This is a genomic window from Cyanobium sp. Morenito 9A2, from assembly GCF_024345575.1.
GTDB lineage: Bacteria > Cyanobacteriota > Cyanobacteriia > PCC-6307 > Cyanobiaceae > ATX-6F1.
In genome coordinates, this window is the sequence record NZ_JAGQBJ010000005.1 from 60624 (window position 1) to 78781 (window position 18158).

20 protein-coding genes are annotated in these 18158 nt (G+C 66.0%); 12 read left to right on the forward strand and 8 right to left on the reverse strand.

Going from position 1 to position 18158, the window contains the following annotated elements; all coding sequences use genetic code 11:
• Positions 1–40 precede the first annotated feature (40 nt).
• On the forward strand, positions 41–268 hold the full coding sequence (locus tag KBY88_RS08095; RefSeq protein WP_254939543.1) for a hypothetical protein: 228 nt from the start codon (positions 41–43) through the stop codon (positions 266–268).
• A gap of 178 nt (positions 269–446) precedes the next feature.
• Here the strand turns inward: KBY88_RS08095 and KBY88_RS08100 are convergent, their stop codons facing one another.
• The 7 genes from KBY88_RS08100 to cysS all read right to left on the reverse strand — a co-directional run bounded on the left by KBY88_RS08100 (position 447) and on the right by cysS (position 6351).
• Positions 447–797, reverse strand: coding sequence for a Uma2 family endonuclease (locus tag KBY88_RS08100; protein WP_254939413.1), 351 nt, complete (start codon positions 795–797; stop codon positions 447–449).
• 84 nt (positions 798–881) lie between these two features.
• Positions 882–1439 (reverse strand): dTDP-4-dehydrorhamnose 3,5-epimerase, encoded by a 558-nt coding sequence (gene rfbC, locus KBY88_RS08105; RefSeq protein ID WP_254939414.1) that lies wholly within the window; start codon positions 1437–1439, stop codon positions 882–884.
• A gap of 42 nt (positions 1440–1481) precedes the next feature.
• Complete coding sequence (gene rfbB / locus KBY88_RS08110) at positions 1482–2567, reverse strand: dTDP-glucose 4,6-dehydratase (RefSeq protein WP_254939415.1); 1086 nt, start codon at positions 2565–2567, stop codon at positions 1482–1484.
• Positions 2564–2971, reverse strand: a complete 408-nt coding sequence (locus tag KBY88_RS08115) for a clan AA aspartic protease (protein ID WP_254939416.1) — start codon at positions 2969–2971, stop codon at positions 2564–2566. Before KBY88_RS08115 ends, rfbB begins: the two co-directional genes overlap by 4 nt.
• Positions 2968–3909, reverse strand: coding sequence for a dTDP-4-dehydrorhamnose reductase (gene rfbD / locus KBY88_RS08120; RefSeq protein WP_254939417.1), 942 nt, complete (start codon positions 3907–3909; stop codon positions 2968–2970). Before rfbD ends, KBY88_RS08115 begins: the two co-directional genes overlap by 4 nt.
• Positions 3906–4814, reverse strand: a complete 909-nt coding sequence (rfbA, locus tag KBY88_RS08125) for a glucose-1-phosphate thymidylyltransferase RfbA (protein ID WP_254939418.1) — start codon at positions 4812–4814, stop codon at positions 3906–3908. The genes rfbD and rfbA overlap by 4 nt, the downstream gene beginning before the upstream one ends.
• A 70-nt stretch (positions 4815–4884) precedes the next feature.
• Positions 4885–6351, reverse strand: a complete 1467-nt coding sequence (gene cysS, locus KBY88_RS08130) for a cysteine--tRNA ligase (RefSeq protein WP_254939419.1) — start codon at positions 6349–6351, stop codon at positions 4885–4887.
• Between the two features lie 478 nt (positions 6352–6829).
• Here cysS and KBY88_RS08135 point away from each other — a divergent pair, with 478 nt between their 5' ends.
• The 10 genes from KBY88_RS08135 to KBY88_RS08180 all read left to right on the forward strand — a co-directional run bounded on the left by KBY88_RS08135 (position 6830) and on the right by KBY88_RS08180 (position 17201).
• Positions 6830–8380, forward strand: coding sequence for a hypothetical protein (locus KBY88_RS08135; protein WP_254939420.1), 1551 nt, complete (start codon positions 6830–6832; stop codon positions 8378–8380).
• Between the two features lie 141 nt (positions 8381–8521).
• Positions 8522–9733 carry a polysaccharide biosynthesis/export family protein gene (locus tag KBY88_RS08140; RefSeq protein WP_254939421.1) on the forward strand — a complete coding sequence of 404 codons (1212 nt, stop codon included), beginning with the start codon at positions 8522–8524 and terminating at the stop codon, positions 9731–9733.
• Positions 9734–9735: 2 nt separating this feature from the next.
• A complete protein-coding gene (locus KBY88_RS08145; RefSeq protein ID WP_254939422.1) occupies positions 9736–10188 on the forward strand; it encodes a protein-tyrosine phosphatase family protein in 453 nt (150 codons plus the stop codon).
• A 238-nt stretch (positions 10189–10426) separates the two neighbouring features.
• Positions 10427–12346 carry an ABC transporter ATP-binding protein gene (locus KBY88_RS08150; RefSeq protein ID WP_254939423.1) on the forward strand — a complete coding sequence of 640 codons (1920 nt, stop codon included), beginning with the start codon at positions 10427–10429 and terminating at the stop codon, positions 12344–12346.
• A 46-nt stretch (positions 12347–12392) separates the two neighbouring features.
• Positions 12393–12614 carry a ribbon-helix-helix protein, CopG family gene (locus KBY88_RS08155; RefSeq protein ID WP_254939424.1) on the forward strand — a complete coding sequence of 74 codons (222 nt, stop codon included), beginning with the start codon at positions 12393–12395 and terminating at the stop codon, positions 12612–12614.
• The gene (locus tag KBY88_RS08160; protein ID WP_254939425.1) at positions 12615–12878 is read left to right on the forward strand and encodes a PIN domain-containing protein; all 264 of its coding nucleotides are present in this window, start codon (positions 12615–12617) and stop codon (positions 12876–12878) included.
• A gap of 763 nt (positions 12879–13641) precedes the next feature.
• A complete protein-coding gene (locus KBY88_RS08165; RefSeq protein WP_254939426.1) occupies positions 13642–13770 on the forward strand; it encodes a hypothetical protein in 129 nt (42 codons plus the stop codon).
• A 169-nt stretch (positions 13771–13939) separates the two neighbouring features.
• Positions 13940–14923 (forward strand): glycosyltransferase family 2 protein, encoded by a 984-nt coding sequence (locus KBY88_RS08170; RefSeq protein ID WP_254939427.1) that lies wholly within the window; start codon positions 13940–13942, stop codon positions 14921–14923.
• Entirely contained in the window at positions 14920–16050 is a 1131-nt protein-coding gene (locus KBY88_RS08175) for a UDP-galactopyranose/dTDP-fucopyranose mutase family protein (RefSeq protein WP_254939428.1), read from the forward strand. The genes KBY88_RS08170 and KBY88_RS08175 overlap by 4 nt, the downstream gene beginning before the upstream one ends.
• Positions 16047–17201: a hypothetical protein gene (locus tag KBY88_RS08180; protein ID WP_254939429.1), complete on the forward strand. Its 1155-nt coding sequence runs from the start codon at positions 16047–16049 to the stop codon at positions 17199–17201. The genes KBY88_RS08175 and KBY88_RS08180 overlap by 4 nt, the downstream gene beginning before the upstream one ends.
• Before the next feature lie 16 nt (positions 17202–17217).
• On the opposite strand, the gene KBY88_RS08185 is transcribed toward KBY88_RS08180, so the two are convergent.
• The gene (locus KBY88_RS08185) at positions 17218–17445 is read right to left on the reverse strand and encodes a hypothetical protein (protein ID WP_254939430.1); all 228 of its coding nucleotides are present in this window, start codon (positions 17443–17445) and stop codon (positions 17218–17220) included.
• Here KBY88_RS08185 and KBY88_RS16265 point away from each other — a divergent pair.
• On the forward strand, positions 17356–17997 hold the full coding sequence (locus KBY88_RS16265) for an FkbM family methyltransferase (protein WP_396102835.1): 642 nt from the start codon (positions 17356–17358) through the stop codon (positions 17995–17997). The two genes, KBY88_RS08185 and KBY88_RS16265, sit on opposite strands and share 90 nt — an antisense overlap.
• Positions 17998–18158: the final 161 nt, after the last annotated feature.

Consider the following 18158-nt stretch of genomic DNA (forward strand, 5'->3'; position numbering starts at 1 on the left):
GCGCGTGCCGCGTCACACTGGGGCTACTTGCCCCTTGGCCGTGCTCTGGCTCAAACGCTGGAACTTCATTGAGCGGGCCAAGCTGGAAAGGGAGCTGTGGGAGGCCTTCGAGCGCGGCGAGACGATCGAGGATCTGGTGGCGGCCTGTCCCGCCGGGGATGGCTTTCGCCGCGAGGTCTGGACGACCACGCTGGTGCGGATTCGGCGGATCGAAGCGCTGATGGCGGGGCAGACTCCAGCGGCCAAAACTCAGGACGACTCGGACTGAACAACCGCCCCGACTGAGGTGCGTGGGGCTGCTGATGGGGAGCTTCTGGCCCCCTGGACCAGGGCCAGGTCCGGGGGGCTGGGGAACAGTTCACCGGCCTCCAGTTGCAGGGCCGCCCCGTGGCGCTGGGGCTCGGACTGATCGCCAGGCCAAATCTCAGCGGCCCGTTGCTCGGGGATCAGCCCAAGCCCAGGGAGGCGCCATTGGTGCGGTAACTCTCCAGCTTGCAGCGCAGCGCGGAGAGGTCATCGCTGGGGCTGGCGAGTTCCACCACCAGATCGGGCAGAGGGGGGAAAGCCGCGGCGCTGCTCCGGGCTGAGGGCCTGCCAGAGCAACGCGCAAGGGCTTGGTTACGCGCGCCGGTCTCGCCGCCGGTGGGAGTCGTGGTGATCAGTTGGCCATCGGAGCCAAGCTCCAGTTCTGCCTCTGGGTTGGTCCGGCCGACGGCCGCGAACTGCTCAGGGGTGAGCCGCAGCTCAGGAGGCAGCAGCAGCGGTGCGGAAGTGGGGTTTGGCAGGGAGTGCCTCATGGGCCCTGCGAAGGCTGAAGCTATGGAGGGTGCAGCATTTGATTAGGGCTGGCGGGCGGCCCATCGATCAACCTGGAAGGGTGATCAACCCGGTAGCCGCTCGGCGGGTTGATCCTTCAGCCGCGGGTTGGTTTGATCCCTGGCCGAGCACTGCAGCGCTGCACCGGCCTCCAGGGGCGGCCAGTCGATCGCCAGATCAGGGTCATCCCAGGCGAGGCCTTGCTCCGAGGAAGGGTGGTAGTAGTTGCTGCAGAGATAGCAGAAATCCGCCAGCTCACTGAGCACCAGAAAGCCGTGGGCGAAGCCAGGCGGCACCCAGAGCTGATGGTGCTCCACGTCATCGAGCACGGCGCCCACCCACTGGCCGAAGCTGGGGGAGCCGGGGCGCACGTCGACGGCCACATCGAAAACACTGCCCCTGGCGCAGCGCACGAGCTTGCCCTGGGTCTGCGCCAACTGGTAATGGAGGCCGCGCAAGACGCCGCGGCCAGAGCGGCTCTGGTTGTGCTGCAGCAGCGGCGGGATGCCGGCCGCGTCCAGCGCCGTCTGACGGGCTGTTTCAACGAAGAAGCCGCGTTCGTCGCCGAACACCCTGGGCTTGAGCAGCAACACCTCGGGAATGGACTGGGGGACGATTTCCATCGGGGTGGGCAGTGAATCAGCGTGTGAAAGCAGCCAGAACCATCAGCTGAGTTGGCCGGCGTACTGACCGACGAGGTAGGCGGAGTAGTCGTCAGACAGCAACGGCTCCCACCAGGAGCGGTTCGCCAGGTACCAGGCCACGGTGCGGCGCAAGCCTTCCGACACCGTGACCCGGGGCTCCCAGCCCAAGGCCTCACGGATGTGGGAGGCGTCAATTGCATAACGGCGATCGTGGCCGGGTCGATCGGTCACAAAACGGATCAGCTCGCGGCTGGGCCGCTGCGGCAGGGCGAGACCCTGATCGGAAGCCAGCTCATCGACCAGGTCGCAGAGCTGGTGCACCAGATCGAGGTTGCTCACCTCGTTGTTGCCGCCGATGCAATAGGTGTGGCCAGGTTCACCCGAGAGCAGGATGCGCTCAAGGGCGCGGCAATGGTCTTCGACGAAGAGCCAATCGCGCACATTGGCGCCATCGCCGTAGACCGGGATAGGCCGGCCCAGGAGAATGTTGATCAAGGTGAGCGGGATCAGCTTCTCGGGAAAGTGGAAGGGACCGTAATTGTTGGAGCAGTTGCTCACCAGCACCGGCAGGCCGTAGGTGTGCTGCCAGGCGCGGGCGAGGTGGTCGCTGGCGGCCTTGCTGGCAGCGTAGGGGGAGCGGGGGGCATAGGCGGTGGTTTCGTTGAAGGGCGGATCACTGGGCTCCAGACTGCCGAAGACCTCATCGGTGCTCACGTGCAGGAAGCGCCAGGACGCGGGCGAGCCGGCGGCGAGCCAATGGGTGCGGAACGCCTCCAGCAGCGTGAAGGTGCCGCCCACGTTGGTGGAGAGGAACGCCGCGGGGCCGCTGATCGAGCGGTCGACGTGGGATTCGGCAGCCAGGTGGGCGATGTGGGTGATGGCGTGCTCCGCCAGGAGCACGTCCACCAGGGTCCGGTCGCCGATGTCGCCCTCCACGAAACGGATCTGGCCGGCGGCGATCAGCGGTTCGATCGTGGCCCGGTTGCCAGCGTAGGTGAGTGCATCGAGCACCACCAGGTTGTCGTTGGGGTGCGCGGCGGCCCAGTGATGAACGAGGTTGCCGGCAATGAAGCCGGCGCCGCCGGTGATCAGGATGTGACGCGTCACTTGGCGACGGAGAGGGGAAGGTTCGGGCTGGCGGGGTTCAGATCGATCGACTGCAGTGGGGGCCTGAGTACCAGATCCATGTCCTCCGTCGGAATCGCCCCCAGCAGCACCTCATCACCCAGCACCATGGCGCCGGTGAAGCAACGACGGTTGCGGAAGCGCACCTCGATCGGACCCACGTAGGGCACGCTGCGGCAACGGCCATCGGCCAGGACGACCTCTCGCTGCTCCAGCGTTTCGAGCTGCCGCTGAATCACCAGGTGCTCGGGGATGCAGAGATGCACCGCGCCCGTGTCGGCCAGGGCTGAGACCGCCACGGGCTGGAATTCGGGTCTGGTGGTGTTCGCCAGTTGAAGGTCAGCGCGAATCAGGCCCATCGAAGCAGAGGTGGTGGATGGGTTCATGGTTCCCCGTCCCAGGCGCTCAGACATTGGCGCAGATCCTCGCGCCAATCGGGCAGGGGAAGCCCAAATGTGCTTTGGAAACGGGAGCCATCGAGGCGTGAATTGGCGGGGCGGGCCGCCGGGGTGGGGTAGGCGCTGGTGGGGATGGCGCTCAATTCGGGGGCACGGGTCAGCAGGCCCAGCTCCAGCGCCTGCCTGAAGATCTCGGCTGCGAAGCCGTGCCAGCTCACGGCCGGCTGGCCGCTGTAGTGGTAGGTGCCCCAGGGGAAGGGGCGGCCATCGGGGAGTACGCCGACACTGGCGGGTTCGGCCAGGGTCAGCAGGGTGCGGGCGATCGCTTCGGCGCTGGTGGGGCCGCCGCTCTGGTCGGCCACCACCGAGAGGGCCGGGCGTTCGGCGCCGAGGCGCAACATCGTGCGCACGAAGTTGGCGCCCTCGAGGCCGAACACCCAGCTGACCCGCAGCAGCAGGTGCGGGCCGCCGGCAGCCCGCAGGGCCTGCTCGCCGGCCAGCTTGCTGGCGCCGTAGACCCCCAGGGGGCCCGTGGGGTCGTCCTCCTGCCAGGGGCGCTCGCCGCCGCCGGCGAAAACGTAGTCGGTGGAGAGGTGCAGCAGGGGGAGGTTGCGCTGGGCGCAGGCGGCGGCCAGCAGGCCCACGGCAGTGGCATTGATGGCGTGGGCGAGCTCCGACTCCGTTTCGGCGCGATCGACGGCGGTGTAGGCGGCGGCGTTGAGCACCAGGGCGGGCCGATGGCCATCAAGCAGGGCCGCCAGTTGGGGGGCCAGCTCGGTCACGGGGGCGGCCAGATCGAGCTCGGGACGGCCGGCCACCACCAGCGGCGGCGGCGGAAGACCGGGACCATGCCGTTGGATCATGCATCGCCGCAGGGCCGAGGCCACCTGACCCTGGCGGCCGATCAGAAGCAAGGGAGAGCTCAAGGCTGCAGTTCCTCCATCAGCAGCCTCTCCAGGTAAGCCCCGTAGCCGGACTTGCGCAGGGGCACCGCCAGGGCCGCCAGGGCCTCGCCATCGATCCAGCCCTGGCGCCAGGCCACCTCCTCGGGGCAGCCGATCTTGAGGCCCTGGCGTTTCTCGAGGGTGCGGATGTAGCTGCCGGCCTCATGGAGGGAATCGCAGGTGCCCGTATCGAGCCAGGCCATGCCGCGCCCCAATAACTCCACCTGCAGTTGGGCGGCGTCGAGATAGAGGCGGTTGAGGTCGGTGATCTCCAGCTCGCCCCTGGCGGAGGGCATCACCTGTTTGGCCAGCTCCACCACGCGGGCGTCATAGAAGTACAGGCCGGTGACGGCGTAGTTGGAGGCGGGCTTGGCCGGCTTCTCGACGAGGGAGGTGACGCGCAGGTCGGCATCGAAGCCCACGACGCCATAGCGCTCCGGATCCGCCACCCGGTAGGCAAACACCGTGGCCCCCTGCTGCCGAGCGCTGGCGGCTTGCAGGCCACCGGAGAAGTCGTGGCCGTAGAAAAGGTTGTCGCCGAGCACCAGGGCGGCGGGCCTGCCGCCGAGGAAGGCTTCACCGATCAAGAAAGCCTGGGCGAGACCATCGGGGCTGGGTTGCTCGGCATAGTTGAGCTCCAGGCCCCAGGCCGAGCCATCGCCAAGCAAATCGCGAAAGCGGGGCAGATCCACAGGGGTGGAGATGATCAGGATCTCCCGGATCCCCGCCAGCATCAAGGTGCTGAGCGGGTAGTAAATCATCGGCTTGTCGTAGACGGGCAACAGCTGTTTGCTGACCGCCTGGGTGATCGGATGCAGGCGGCTCCCGGTGCCGCCTGCCAGGATGATGCCCCGGCGCCCATGGGCCTTGTGATGTGGGTCGGGCATGGGCTGGATTGTATGCAGCCAGGCCAGACGGCATGGCCCCGAAGCCTTCGGTAGCCCAGGGGCCTGAGGTCTACTTCCGAATCCAGTCGGTCACGCCCGTCGGCCGATCGATCAGTTCGATGCCGTGGCGGCGCAGCTGGTCGCGCAGGCCATCGGCGCTGGCATAGTCTTTGGCGCCCTTGGCCGTGCGGCGCTGCTCGATCAGGGCCTGGATCTCGGCCTCCGAGGGGCCGCCGACGGGCTCAGCCGCTGGGGTGGCGCTCGCTTCGGCCTTCAGGCCCAGCACCCCGGCCAGCTCCACAAGCAAACGCCATTGGTCTTCCAGGCGCCGGTCGTCGGGCGAGGGCAGTTCCCCGCGCTCCAGCCGATTCGCCAGCGATCGCAGCGGCCGGGCCAGCTCGAACAGCACCGCCAGGGCGCTGGAGCTGTTGAGGTCGTCATCGAGGGCGGCGACGAAGGCGTCGCGCTGGCGCGCCAGCTCCGGGCTGGGCTCGAAGTTGGGCTCTGCCTCAGGACCGGCTTCCCAACCGACGGCGGCTGCGCCGCCCACAGCCAGGGCGGCGCCCAGGCCCCTCCAGCCCGTCGCGGCGGCCTCCAGGGCGACGGGGCCGAAGTCGAGCGGTTTGCGGTAGTGGGCCTGGAGCACGAACAGCCGCAAGGTCATCGCGCTCACGCCACTGGCCAGCAGGGCGCGGATCGTGGTGAAGTTGCCAAGGGACTTGCTCATCTTCTGGCCGCCCACGTTGACCATGCCGTTGTGGAGCCAGAGCTGGGCCAGGGGTTTCCCCGTGGCCGCCTCCGACTGGGCGATCTCGTTTTCGTGGTGGGGAAAGATCAGATCGGCGCCGCCCAGGTGGATGTCGATCGATTCGCCCAGTTCCGCGCGCACCATGGCCGAGCACTCGATGTGCCAGCCGGGCCGCCCAAGGCCCCAGGGGGAGGGAAAGCTGGGCTCGCCTGGTTTGGCGCCTTTCCAAAGGGCGAAATCGAAGGGATGGTGCTTGCGCGCCTCCTGGGCTCCACTCACGCGACCGGAGGCGTTGTCCTGCTGGCTCTCCAGGTCGCGGCCGGAGAGTTTGCCGTAGCCCTCCGCCTTCATCACCGCGAAATAGACATCACCATCGGCCGAATAGGCGGCGCCCTTGGCCTCCAGCTCGCCGATCAGAGCCCGGATGCCATCAAGGCAACGGGTGGCTCGGGGCATGCGGTCCGGCGGCAGGATGCCAAGGGCCGCCATGTCGGCCTGGAACGCGCTGATGTTGCGCTCGCTCACCGCCTCCATGGAGCTGCCTTCTTCGGTGGCGCGCTGGAGGATCTTGTCGTCGATGTCGGTGATGTTCTGGACGAAGGTGACCGCCAGGCCGCGCCAGATCAGGTAACGCCTGAGCACATCCCAGACGATGTAGCTGCGGGCGTGGCCCAGGTGGCAGAGGTCGTAGACGGTGACGCCGCAGCAGTAGATCGAAACCTGGCCCGGCACCAGGGGCACCAGCGGCTCGCTGCGCCGGGTCAGGGTGTTGGTGAGCCGCAGGGTCAAGGGAAGCGGTGTCCAATCGCAGCAAACTAGGGCCTGGCCCGGGCCGGATCCTGCGCGTATCGTTCCACGAGTCGATCCACCAGCTCACGCTCCCTTGCCCCAGCCTGCACCAAGGATGCTGGTGGTTCTGGCAGCAGCCCTGGGCTTGCAGAGTCCAGCGCCCAGAGCTGAGCCGATCGAGACCAGGGCGCCCCTTGCGTGGGAGCTGGAGCCACCCGCCCCGGCACGGCCCAGCCACTCGGGCCCCTCCGTTGACCCACCTTGGCTCGAAGGAGCCAGAACTCTGGTCTGGGAATGGGATCCAGACCCGGAGGACACGGCTCGGATCTGGGCAGAGGACGGACCGGACCTGGCAGCGAAACCCATCTCTCCGGCGGCGCGAACCGCGCCGCCCAGCCAGGCCGATGGGAAGGCCCTGCTGGGCGGTCTTCCCATCATCCCGAGCGATTACCTTCCCCTGCTGCGTCTGGGCCCAGCGGTGCCCACCGCCAGCCAACTGCCTGAGGAGAGCTGGCAGATCAGTGTGGGCCAGTTGGCACCGTTCGGGGGCGGCGGGCAGGCCAGGGGCACCGGCAACCAGACCTATTTCGGCCGCCTCGATGCTGGAGTTTCAGACGTCTGGCAGTTCTCCGTCTTTTATTCGGTGGCGGATGACCCGCTCTATGCCCCGGTCAGAGCCAAGGGACACCCCCCCAACCGTCTCAGCACCTCCTCGAATTACTGGGAAGCCTTTGGAGGCGCCCTGCAGAGGCCGTTGGCGGCGGGTCGGAACTGGACCCTGAGCCTGGCGGGCTCCCTGGAGCAGTTCCATGTGATCAGCGGCGGCGGCTGTGGCTCCAGCGGCTGCCAGGACAACCCCAACATCTTCAACAGCGCCGCCGGACCGGTGTCGACCCGCAACCTGGCGGGGTCCCTTGCCCTGCCGATCAGTTGGCAGGCCACCCGCAACCTTCAGGTCACCTTCACCCCCGGCGCCTCCTTTCTGCCGCCGACCCAGGGGGATGGCCAGGGGGGCGCGGGCACCTTCTTCGGCACCAACCTGACCGTGGCCGCCGGCGTCAGCTGGCGCTTCGCCCCGCAGCTCAGCCTGTTTGGCTCGGGGTTGCTCCCCCTGGGCCCCGGCACCAACAGCTTCGATGGCGAGCTCAACTTCCGCAGGGTCCCGATCCTGACCGCAGGCTTGAACTGGGCGATCAACCCCCGCTTCGGCCTCGAGGGGGCCCTCACCAATGGCTGGGGCGCCACTCCGGCCACGGCCCTGCTGACCCTCCCGAGTCAGAACAAGCTCGGGTTCATGGGCCGCTTCGTCTACAGCCCCGAGGCCAGCGATTCACCAGGCGTCACGATGGGGGACCGCCAGCGCAGCCTGACCCTCGGCGGCCTGACGGTGAACACAGCCCAGGTGCCGCCGGATGGAACCCTGCAGCTCTGGGCCAACGCTGACAGCCTGGGCAATCTGTTCGGTTTCTTCGGGTACTCCCTCTCCAACGCTGTCCAGTTCCAATACAGCGGTGGCGTGTTCAACACCATCGAGCCCGCCACAACCCTGAGCAGCCTCTACGCCAGCGATGGCGGCTACAACGAGCGCTTCGGCGCCAAAGCGATCGTGCTCAACCAACTGCGCGGGGCACCGTTTTCCACCGCCGGACGCCTCAGCGTCGGTCGCAACCGTGACCCAGACAGCTTGCAGGGGTACGCGTTCTTCGAGCTGATCAACACCTGGGAGGCGAACCGCTGGCTGGCCCTCAACCTCAGCCCCAAGGTCGGCTGGAGTGGGATCAGCTCGCCGTGGGGGGTGGGTCTGAGCGCCAACCTGCAGCTCGGGAAGTGGTTTCAGCTGATCCCTGAACTGAACCTCGTGGCATCCCAGGTCAGCGCCAGCAACGGCACCCTGGCCCTGCGCTGGCTCGCCAGCAGGACCAGCGCCGTGGATCTTTATGTGAGCAACGCTGCGGGCCTGCTGGACATGGGCCAGCTGATGGGCAATGGCCAGGTGCGCGTCGGTGGGCGCCTGCTACTGACTTTCTAGATTGAATGAGCCACGGGCCTTGGATGCAAGCTGTCGAGGGAAGGACCAAAGCAAAGCACTGTCCTGGTTATTGCGGCTTCCCAGCCCCATACTGACCCCCAGGTCTGACCGACTGACGGTTCCTCGATGCCTGCCCGAGTGTTGAGCCGCCAGCCCCGTGCCACCGCTGCCGGGCTGAGCGGGCTGCTGGTGCTGGCCCTGGTGAGCTCGGGGCTGCCGCTGGCCCTGGCGGCAGCCGAACCGATGGCGATCCCCCTGGCCCAGCCCCCTGGAGCCGAAGCTATTCAAGGCAGTGGGCCGACCCCACCGGCGTCCAGGGACCCTGCCCGCGGCCTGGTGGCCCCGGGGGGGGCCACCAGGGCCATCCGCCCAGCCCCGCTTCAGGAAGACGCCTACATCCTCGGGGCCGGCGATGGGCTGGCGGTGAAGTTCCTGGGAGGGGACACGCGCAATCCACTCTCGGGGCCCGTCGAGATCCTCAGTGATGGCACCGTTTCGTTACCCCTGCTGGGCAGTGTGCGCCTCCATGGCTTGACCCTCTCCCAGGCGACGCTCTGGCTGGAGGGGCTCTACAGGCGTCAACTGCTGCGCCCTGAACTGCAACTCACCCTCACAAGGCCGAGGCCGCTGCGGGTGGCGCTGGTGGGTCAGGTGGAGCGACCGGGCATCTATACCCTCACCAGCTCGGAAACCTCGAACACCGAGGCCAGGGTAACGATCAGCGGCCTGCCCACCCTGGTGGATGCGATCCAGAAGGCGGGGGGGATCACCCAGGAGGCGGACCTGCGCCAGGTGTTGTTGCGTCGGCGCTTACCCGGTGAGGCTGTGGCCTATCGGCGCACGCGCGTGAACCTGCTGGCGCTGGTGCAGGACGGTGACCAGGTGCAGAACCCGCTCCTGTTCGACGGCGACACGATCCGGATCGAGAAGGCCACCGAGCCCGTGATCGAGGCCACCGAGCTGGCGGCCACCACCCTGGCGCCGCGCCAGATCACCGTGAATGTGGTGGGCGAAGTGGAGCGCCCCGGCCCGGTGCCGCTGCCCGCCAACACCCCCCTGGTGCAGGCGGTGATGGCGGCGGGGGGCACCAAGAGCTGGCGGGCGAACATCTCCCGGGTGCAACTGGTGCGCATCAACCGCAACGGCAGTGTCACCCGCCTGGCCTATGCCCTTGATCTGGATGCACCGGCCTCTGACAACCGCAACCCACCCCTGCGCGATCGGGACACGGTGGTGGTCGGACGCAGCAGTTTCGCCAAACTCAGTGATGCGATCACGGCGGTGGGCACGCCGCTCACCGGGCTGACGAACGTGCTCACCTTGCTGCAGCTCACGCGCAACAACAACAACTGAGCATGGCGGTCCGAGCACACTTTCGGATCAACTGGGTGTTGCGCGACCAGCTGGCCCTGGGGCCGGCGCCCCGCCAGGAGGGCCATCTGAGGTTGCTGGAACAAGAGGGCGTGCGGGCAGTGCTGAGCCTCTGTGACGCCCCCGAGCTGTCGATGCCAGCTGCGCTGGGGGAGCGCTTCCTGTGGGCACGCCAGGTGCTGCCCGACCACCGCAGCGGCCGCAACCCCACGCGCGGGGAGCTGGAGGCGGCCCTGGCCGAACTGGCCCGGCTACGTCAGGAGGCGGCGGGGGCGGTGTTCGTCCACTGCCTGGGCTCAATGGAGCGCTCCCCCCTGGTGTGCCTTGCCTGGTTGATGCGGGAACGGGGGCTGAGCCGTCTGGAGGCCCTCGATTACCTCATGCAGGTGCATCCCGGCACCAACCCGTTGCCCGGCCAGCTGGGCTTGCTGGAGTGAAAACTCAGGCCCATGCTGCATCGGGGCCTACAGGTCTGGCCCGGAGAGAGCCCCTACATTGACCATGGTAGGTGTGACGTTCGAGCCCCGCTCACGTTCGCCTGAACCTCACCGAATCGTTAGGCCGGGGGTGTGGTGTGGCCCAACGACTCGGCCGATGGCGGGCGCGAAGGCCAGGACCAGCGGTTCACCGGCGGCCGGGGTCTAGCCGGGACCCGCCTGCGGCTGGGCGCGCGTGGTGCCCTGGGTCCCTGACGCCCTCTCCATTCCTCACTCCCTCCGCTTGAAACACCTGATCCGCCAACTGCTCAGCCCACTTCTCGGGACGTTCCTGAGCCGGCAGCCAGCGGCACAGCTGATCCGCGAAACGGCGCGCCGGCAGTGGAAGCTGCTGGTGGTGAACCTGCTCAGCAGCCTGCTGGAGAGCGCCAGCGAGGGCGCCACCTTCGGGGTGATCTTCCTGGTGGTGGAGCTGCTCTCCAACACGCACGCCCCCACGGCGGTCACCTGGGCGAGCAAACCCGTGGTCTCCTGGATTACGGGGGCTCCCGCATGGCTGGCGGGCCTGCCCACCACGCCGCTGTTCCTGGCTCTGCTCGTTCTGGCGGTCATGCTTCAGCTGGTTCAGAGCCTGACCCGTTACGCGGGGCTGGTGAGCATCGGCTACTTCGCTGCCCGCTGCAAGGCCCAGGTGACGGCGCGGATCCACAGCCAGATCCTGCGCCTGAGCTACCCCTGCGCCAGCGCCTACCGGGTGGGGGATCTCACCGACTACGCCGCCGGCGGGCCTGACGCGATCCGTACCCAGATCGAGGCGGCCAGCCAGATCCTGGTGACGACGCTGCTGATCGCGGTCTACCTGGGGATCCTGTTGCGCCTCTCCCCCTGGCTGCTGCTGGCGGCGGGGGCCCTGGGGGGGCTGATCACCTCGGTGCAGCGGGCGCTGCTGCCGCGGCTGCGGACGGGGGCCCATCAGGTGAGTGGCATCCAGGCGGAGATCGCCGCCCGGATCACCGAGGACATCCAGGCGCTGCGGCTGCTGCACAGCAGCGGCCAGCGCCAGAGCGCGGATCAGGCGCTGCGCTCGCGCATGGGCGAGCTGGAGGGCAGCCTGCGGCGCCAGAGCCGCCTGATGAACGTGATCGGTCCGTTCAGCAGTTTCCTGCCGATCGCGGCGATCGCGGTGATGGGGGGCCTGAGCCTGCTGGTGTTCGGCTCGAAGACCTCCGGGGTGCTGCCGAGCCTGGTCACCTTCGTGCTGGCTTTGCAACGCCTCAATGTGCGCTTTTCCAGCCTGGCGGGCCTGTTCAACCAGCTGGCCGACAACGCCGGACGAATCGGTCGGCTGAATGCGATCCTCAGTCCCGGCGGCAAGGCTTTCGCCCAAGAAGGCGGCGTGCCCTTCCTGGGCCTGGGACAGGAGATCCGCCTGGAGCAGGTGCACCTGAGCTACGGGGGCAGCGGCCCCGATGCCCTCAAGGGGATCGATCTGGTGATCCCCAAGGGGGCCACCGTGGCCCTGGTCGGACCGAGCGGGGCGGGCAAGAGCTCGATCGCCGATCTGCTGGCGGGGCTCTATGAACCCAGCCGCGGCCGCGTGCTGATCGATGGCCAGGATCTTCGCGCCCTGGAGCTGGGCAGCTGGCAGCAACGCCTGGGGGTGGTGAGCCAGGACACCTTCCTGTTCAACCTTTCCCTGGCGGAGAACATCGCCTTCGGCACCCCCGGAGCCAGCCGCGAGCAGGTCCGGGCGGCGGCGGCGGTGGCCCATGCGGCGAGCTTCATCGAGGCGCTGCCCGAGGGCTTCGACACGATCGTGGGGGAGCGCGGCTTCCGGCTCAGCGGCGGCCAGCGCCAGCGCATCGCCCTGGCCCGGGCGATCCTGCGCCAGCCGGAGCTGCTGATCCTCGATGAGGCCACCAGTGCGCTCGATTCCGAAAGCGAGCGGCTGGTGCAGGATGCGCTCGAGGCCCTTGATGGCCGCATCACCAAGCTGGTGATCGCCCACCGTCTCGGCACTGTGATCCAGGCCGATCGGATCGTGGTACTGGAAGCGGGGCAGATCGTGGAGCAGGGCAACCACGGGGATTTGAGCGCCCGGCAAGGGAGCCTGTACCAGCAGCTGTGGCTCAATCAGGTGGGGGCTGGGGTGGGGTGAGGCTCACCACCCGATATCGTCATCAAAAGAGGGAGCGCAAGAGGAGATGCGCACGATCGTCGATCTGCCTGAGCCTGAGCGGGAGGAGCTGGATGCCCAGTGCCGTCAGCGCGGTCTTTCGAGGGCGGCCGCCCTGCGGGAGGCCTTGAAGCTTTGGCTCCAGCACCAGCAACCCAGGCATGAGAAGGTAAAGCGCCTCTGGCACGACCGACCCGCTGACGCCCTGACCCTGCAGGAGGCCCTACGGCAGGAGTGGATCGATCGCTGAATGCTTTTGCTCGACACCAACAGCCTCATCGATGTGCTGCGCGGCGAACGGCCCAGCCTGGCCTGGCTGGAGAGTTTCCTGCGACTGCCTCTCGATCACAGCATCGCCAGGGAAAGCGTGCTCCTCAGGCAGAGCCTTGAGCTGAAGGTGCCTGATGCGATCATCCTGGCTACGGCCACCGTGCATGGGCTCACCTTGGCGACCCGCAACGTGCGGGTTTTCCCCTTGACGCTCCAGAACGTGGTTCATCCCTACGCGCTTTGATGGCTGGGGCGGCCCTCGCTGGCCGCCTCAGCAAGCTGGTGATCGGCCGCCGCCGCGCGATCGTGGAGCAGAGCAGCCGCAAGGATCTGAACGCCCGCGGGAGAGCCCGTACCGCCAGGTGCGGCTCGATCAGGCGGGGGATGGGGTGGGATCGGTCCTGTTCGCTTCTGGTCAGTGGTGTGCCGCGGATCCATGGAGCCAGCCCGACCCGGGGTGCCCGCCCGCCGCACGCTCGCGGTTGCTGCGATCAAGCGCCGGGGTAAGGCGGGGATCGATCGGGCTCTCCCATGCGGCCCTGTGCATCTGAACAAGCGCCACCGGCCGCCGGCTGTGATCCCTTCCGAGCAGGAGTACAGGGGGAAGCGGGATCAGCCAGGACAGCAACCCCGTGGCGAAACGAACACTCTGGCCTGGCTGCTGAGCCGTCCCCCCAGTGGCTGCCGATCACCAGCTGAAATCGCTGCCGAGCTCGCCGCCGAGCGGGCTTGGGGATCGCCTTTCTTAATGCCAGCGCCCCCGCTACCTGATCGAAGACCAGGAGACCTTTTCGGGCCGCTGCCGGGGCCTGCTTGCCGATCCGGTCGAGCGACAGGTGGAGGCGCCGCTTGGAGGGAGACGGCTCCGCTGGCTTGAATGCCGCGGAGCTCCGCTCAAACGGGTTGATCAGCAGGCCCTTGGGCGTTTTGATGCCTTCGTTGCCAGGCTGGGTCTGCATGGGGTGGAACGTTCCCGAGCGCTGGTGGTAACCGCGATTGAGCGGAGGATGAGTGACGGCCTGTTCAGACCCGACGCCCTGCAAGCGGCCTGTTGCCAGCGGTTGGGGCAGGGCAGGGTCTGGATGCTCCCCGGGGATGCGGTGGTCCAGGGGCTGAAGGTGAGGCTGCTGGCTTGATGGGGGGACACGTGCGCTTGAATCCGGGGGCGAGCAGCTGGTGCAGGAAGCGCTCGGAGCATGGAGGGAGGGTGGCGAACTCAGAACGTCGCCCCAACGATGGAGGCGCCGGCAGCAAGTCTTGGAACCGTCTCCAGCCCTGCCCCCATCGATGAGCCTGGTATCTGTTGTGATCCCTACGCTCAACCGCCTTCCCCTGCTGCAGGCCACGGTGGCTTCTGTGCAGGCACAGGTGTACGGCGCCTGGGAACTGGTGATTGTGGACGATGGCTCCAGTGACGGCACCACGGCCTGGGTGAGCGCTGAGCGCGCCAGGGATCCAAGGATCCGGCTGGTTGAGCGCTCCTCCCTTCGGTCCGAGACCCATGGGGCGCAGGTTTGCCGCAATCTGGGCCTCCAGCAGGTCAACGGAGAGGTCGTACTGTTTCTTGATTCCGATGATCTACTCGCTCCTGATTGCCTCCACCGCCGCCAGCAAGTTCTGCAAAAAGAGCGAAGCCTTGATGCAGTTGTGGGGCAAGCCGGATACTTTCAAGACCAGCCTTTTGATCTAGGAATCGACAAGATCTGGGGCAATCTTGATCCGGAAGAGGGAGATCTCGACCGGTTCCTGGCCCATGCCATTCCCTGGCAGACCAGCGGCCCGCTCTGGCGCCGAGAGGCTCTGAATTGCATCGGCCCCTGGGACGAGAGGCTCCAACATGTCGGGCACGACCACGAATTCCACGTCCGCGCCCTCTGCCGCGGCGTGCGCTTCCGAAAGCTGGCAGGTGTTGACTACTTCTGGCGTGTTCCCCGCAATGATTCCCTCAGCTCGCTGGAGTCCTTCAAGCTCCGCCACCGTGATGGCGGCATGATCACGGCCTACCGGGCCATCATCGCCGAGGTAATGGGCAACGGCTGCAGCACGTCTCTGCGGGAGGCCGTGATGGCGCGGGAAGTGATTCGCCTGATGATGGACTGCCGAAACTTCGGCGGATCAGCACAATGCTGCGAACAAGGCCTGCTCGATGCCGCCCAGCGCGGACTGCTTCCTGCCTGGAAACTCGTCGCCAGCCGGGTGCTACTCCGCTGCTGGTGGCGGATCGGCGGCCGTCTGCCGGCGATGGCACTGCTCAACCGCCTGGCAGGGGAGGCGGTGGCCTCCCGATGACCCGCACCGCAAGGGTGCTCGTGGTGGGTGCCGGCTTCTCCGGTGCCGTCGTGGCCCGAGAGCTGGCGGAGGCAGGCCATGACGTGCTGGTGATTGATGCCCGCGACCATCTCGCCGGTAATTGCCACACTGAACGGGATGAGGACACAGCTGTGCTCGTTCACCGCTACGGCCCCCACATCTTCAACACAAACAACGAGATGGTGTGGTGCTACATGCAGCGCTTTGGCACCTGGATGCCCTACACCAATCGGGTGAAGGCGTCGATCCCCAAAGGCATCTACAGCCTCCCGATCAACCTGCATACAATCAACCAGTTCTACGGACTGCGATTACATCCCAAGGAGGCCCGCACCTTTCTGGCCAGTCGGGCAAGCCGGGAGTACCCCGAACCAACTAACTTTGAGGAGCAAGCACTCAGCCTCATTGGGGAGGAGCTCTACGGAGCCTTCTTTTATGGCTACACGCGCAAACAATGGGGCTGCGAACCAAAGGAACTACCGGCCTCGATCCTCAAGCGCATTCCCGTTCGATTCAACTACAACGACAACTACTACGCCACCCGGCACCAGGGCTTACCGCTGGAGGGCTACACCGAGGTGATCCGACGCATCCTCGATCACCCCGCCATCACGGTGGAATTGAACACAGATTGGGAGCCAGCGATGAAAGGAGTCTTTCGCCACGTGGTGTACACCGGCCTGATCGATCAGTTCTTCGGCTGTGAGGCCGGTGCCCTGGGCTATCGCACCGTGTTCTGGACGTGCAGCGGCGGCGTGGGTGATCTGCAGGGCAACGCCGTGATCAACCATTGCGATCTGGCTGACGCCTTCACCCGGGTGCATGAGCACAAGCATTTTGCCCCCTGGGAAGAACACGAGCGTTCGCTGTTGTTCACTGAGTACAGCAAGGAAACCGAGACAGGCGACATTCCCTATTACCCCAAGCGCCTGGCACCGGATCTGGAGCTCCTGGCCACCTATCAAATCCGGGCGGCACAGGAGCCGAACGTGACCTTCCTCGGCCGCCTGGCCACCTACCGCTACCTGAACATGGATGCGGTGGTGGCCGAAGCGCTGGAGCGGGCACCGTTGATCCTGCGACAGCTGGGGCGCCCAGCGGCATGAAGGCGGTGCGGCCCCTGCTGGTGTGGTTCGCCAACAGTCATGAGCACTCGCTCCACTACCTCAAGTTTGGCCTGATGCAGATGGCGCGGCAGGGCGAGATCTGCCTGGAGGAGAGAAACACAGCAACAGCGCACGACTGGCTGCCGCAGGATCTCCGCCAGCGCTCCTACCGCAGGATCGTGCTGCTCGGTGTGCAGTGGGGCGGGCAACGGCGGCTGGTGGCGGTGGACGGGGAAGATTCTCCGTTCCAGCTCTCGGATCTGATTGAGCGGGTGGATCGCTACTACACCTGCACCTATTGTCCGTTCCTCTTCCAGGAGCAGCAGTTTCGCATTGCGCTGCCCTGGCAGAGCGACGCGGAGATTCGGCCCTATCGCCAGCGCTTCGGTTCACTTGTGAACCGCTATGGGGATCAGTTCCACAAGGTGCGCCCCTGGGCACCGATCGGCCCCGATCTGGAGTGCTCCCAGCCCCAGCGGAGTTGGTCAGAACGAAAGCTCGGCAACCTGCGCCACAAGCTGCAGCTGCGCTGGTGCGGCACGCTGGACTGGCAGCCCCAGCTTGAACGCTTCTCAGCACGCTGGGAGCACATCAAGGCGCTTCGCACCGAGGCCCCCACGGTGGATGTGGTCCTGCTTGACTCCCTCTGGGGCTGGCCGCGGCATCGCATCGCCCTGCACAGCCAGCTGGCCAACCTGGCGGCGCAGGGCTACGGGATCCGGTCGCAGCTGAACCACCGTGAGCCCGAGGCCGATGAGCTGGGTGATGCGCCTGCTCCGGATCCCGCCGATTTCCCCATGCAAGTGGGCGAACCCATCGGGGAAAACTATGAACAGCTGCTGGCGCAATCGCGGTTGGGTGCATTCGCAACCGGGTTTCACTATGGCTGGCGCAGCATCGTGACCTTGGCCTGGGCCCTGGGCTTGAAGACCTTGCAGGACCCCTTCACCTACACCTTTCTGTACGATCCGGCCCCGTTTCAGCAGCGGCTGGGGCCTGAGGGCTGGCAGGGGTTGAGCGCTGCTCTCGATGGGGCGCGCATGGAGGATTGCACGGAACGGAAACGCCGCTGGGAGCATTTTGATCACGTGGCGGCACCAGAACGCCTGGCGGCGATCATTGTTGAAACGACTTTGAAAGAGCTGAGCTAGATTCACTTGTGTTGATTCATAAGATATCCAGAGGATGCAGCGGGTTTTCGGCAGGATGATTCGCCCCTTGCTTCGAGCGAATGGGTACAGGCTTGAAACCGACTTGCCATGCTTCCTCAACCACGCCACTCCAAAACTGCAGCCAACGCCCTTGATGGCGCTTGCGTTGGCGGAGCATTCCCTGACGAGGCCATTTGTCCTGCAGCTTGGCGCCAATGATGGGAAAAGATTTGATTGTCTTCATCCGTTTCTGGAGCATTCATGCTGGAGCGGCTTGCTTGTTGAAGGCGACCCGATACTGCAGGAGCAACTGAGATTGAACAATCAGCATCGTGAGCCACGAATCAGGACATTGAATTGCGTTGTGGGAGATGGTGAACCAGCCACCTTCTACTCCCCTCATCCCGACAAGGTCCATGAGCTCCCAGACTGGGCGCTTGGAATCGGTGGATTTGATGCTGACCACATCGATCGCCATGCTGTTCATTTCCCTGGGCTGGCTGATTGCTTCACGAAGAGAAGCGTAACAACAATAACCATTAACAATTTGATCAGGAATCATCTTGGGCGCACCCCTGATGTTCTTTTCATGGATCTGGAGGGATATGATGCCAACATCCTTGAGGCCTTGGACTATGCCAGCTTTTCCCCAAAGATAATCATATTTGAATCGGCGCATGCAGAACGCTCCCGCATGAACTCCCTGTTCTCCATGCTTGGGGCCAAGGGATACCTGGTTCACTGGGGTCCTGGCGATTCAGTTGCGATGCACGCATCAGTGATGGGGTGTCAATGATCCAACCATTTCGACAAAGAAAGGGCACATTCATCATGGTTGTGATTTGATTTGGGCTCAGGACTGTACATGTTTGCCACGAATCTGATGGCGGGCGTTGTTTCAAATTGATTGGCATGACCACCGTTCCCGTCACGACCTCTCCCTTGCCAGAGCATCCC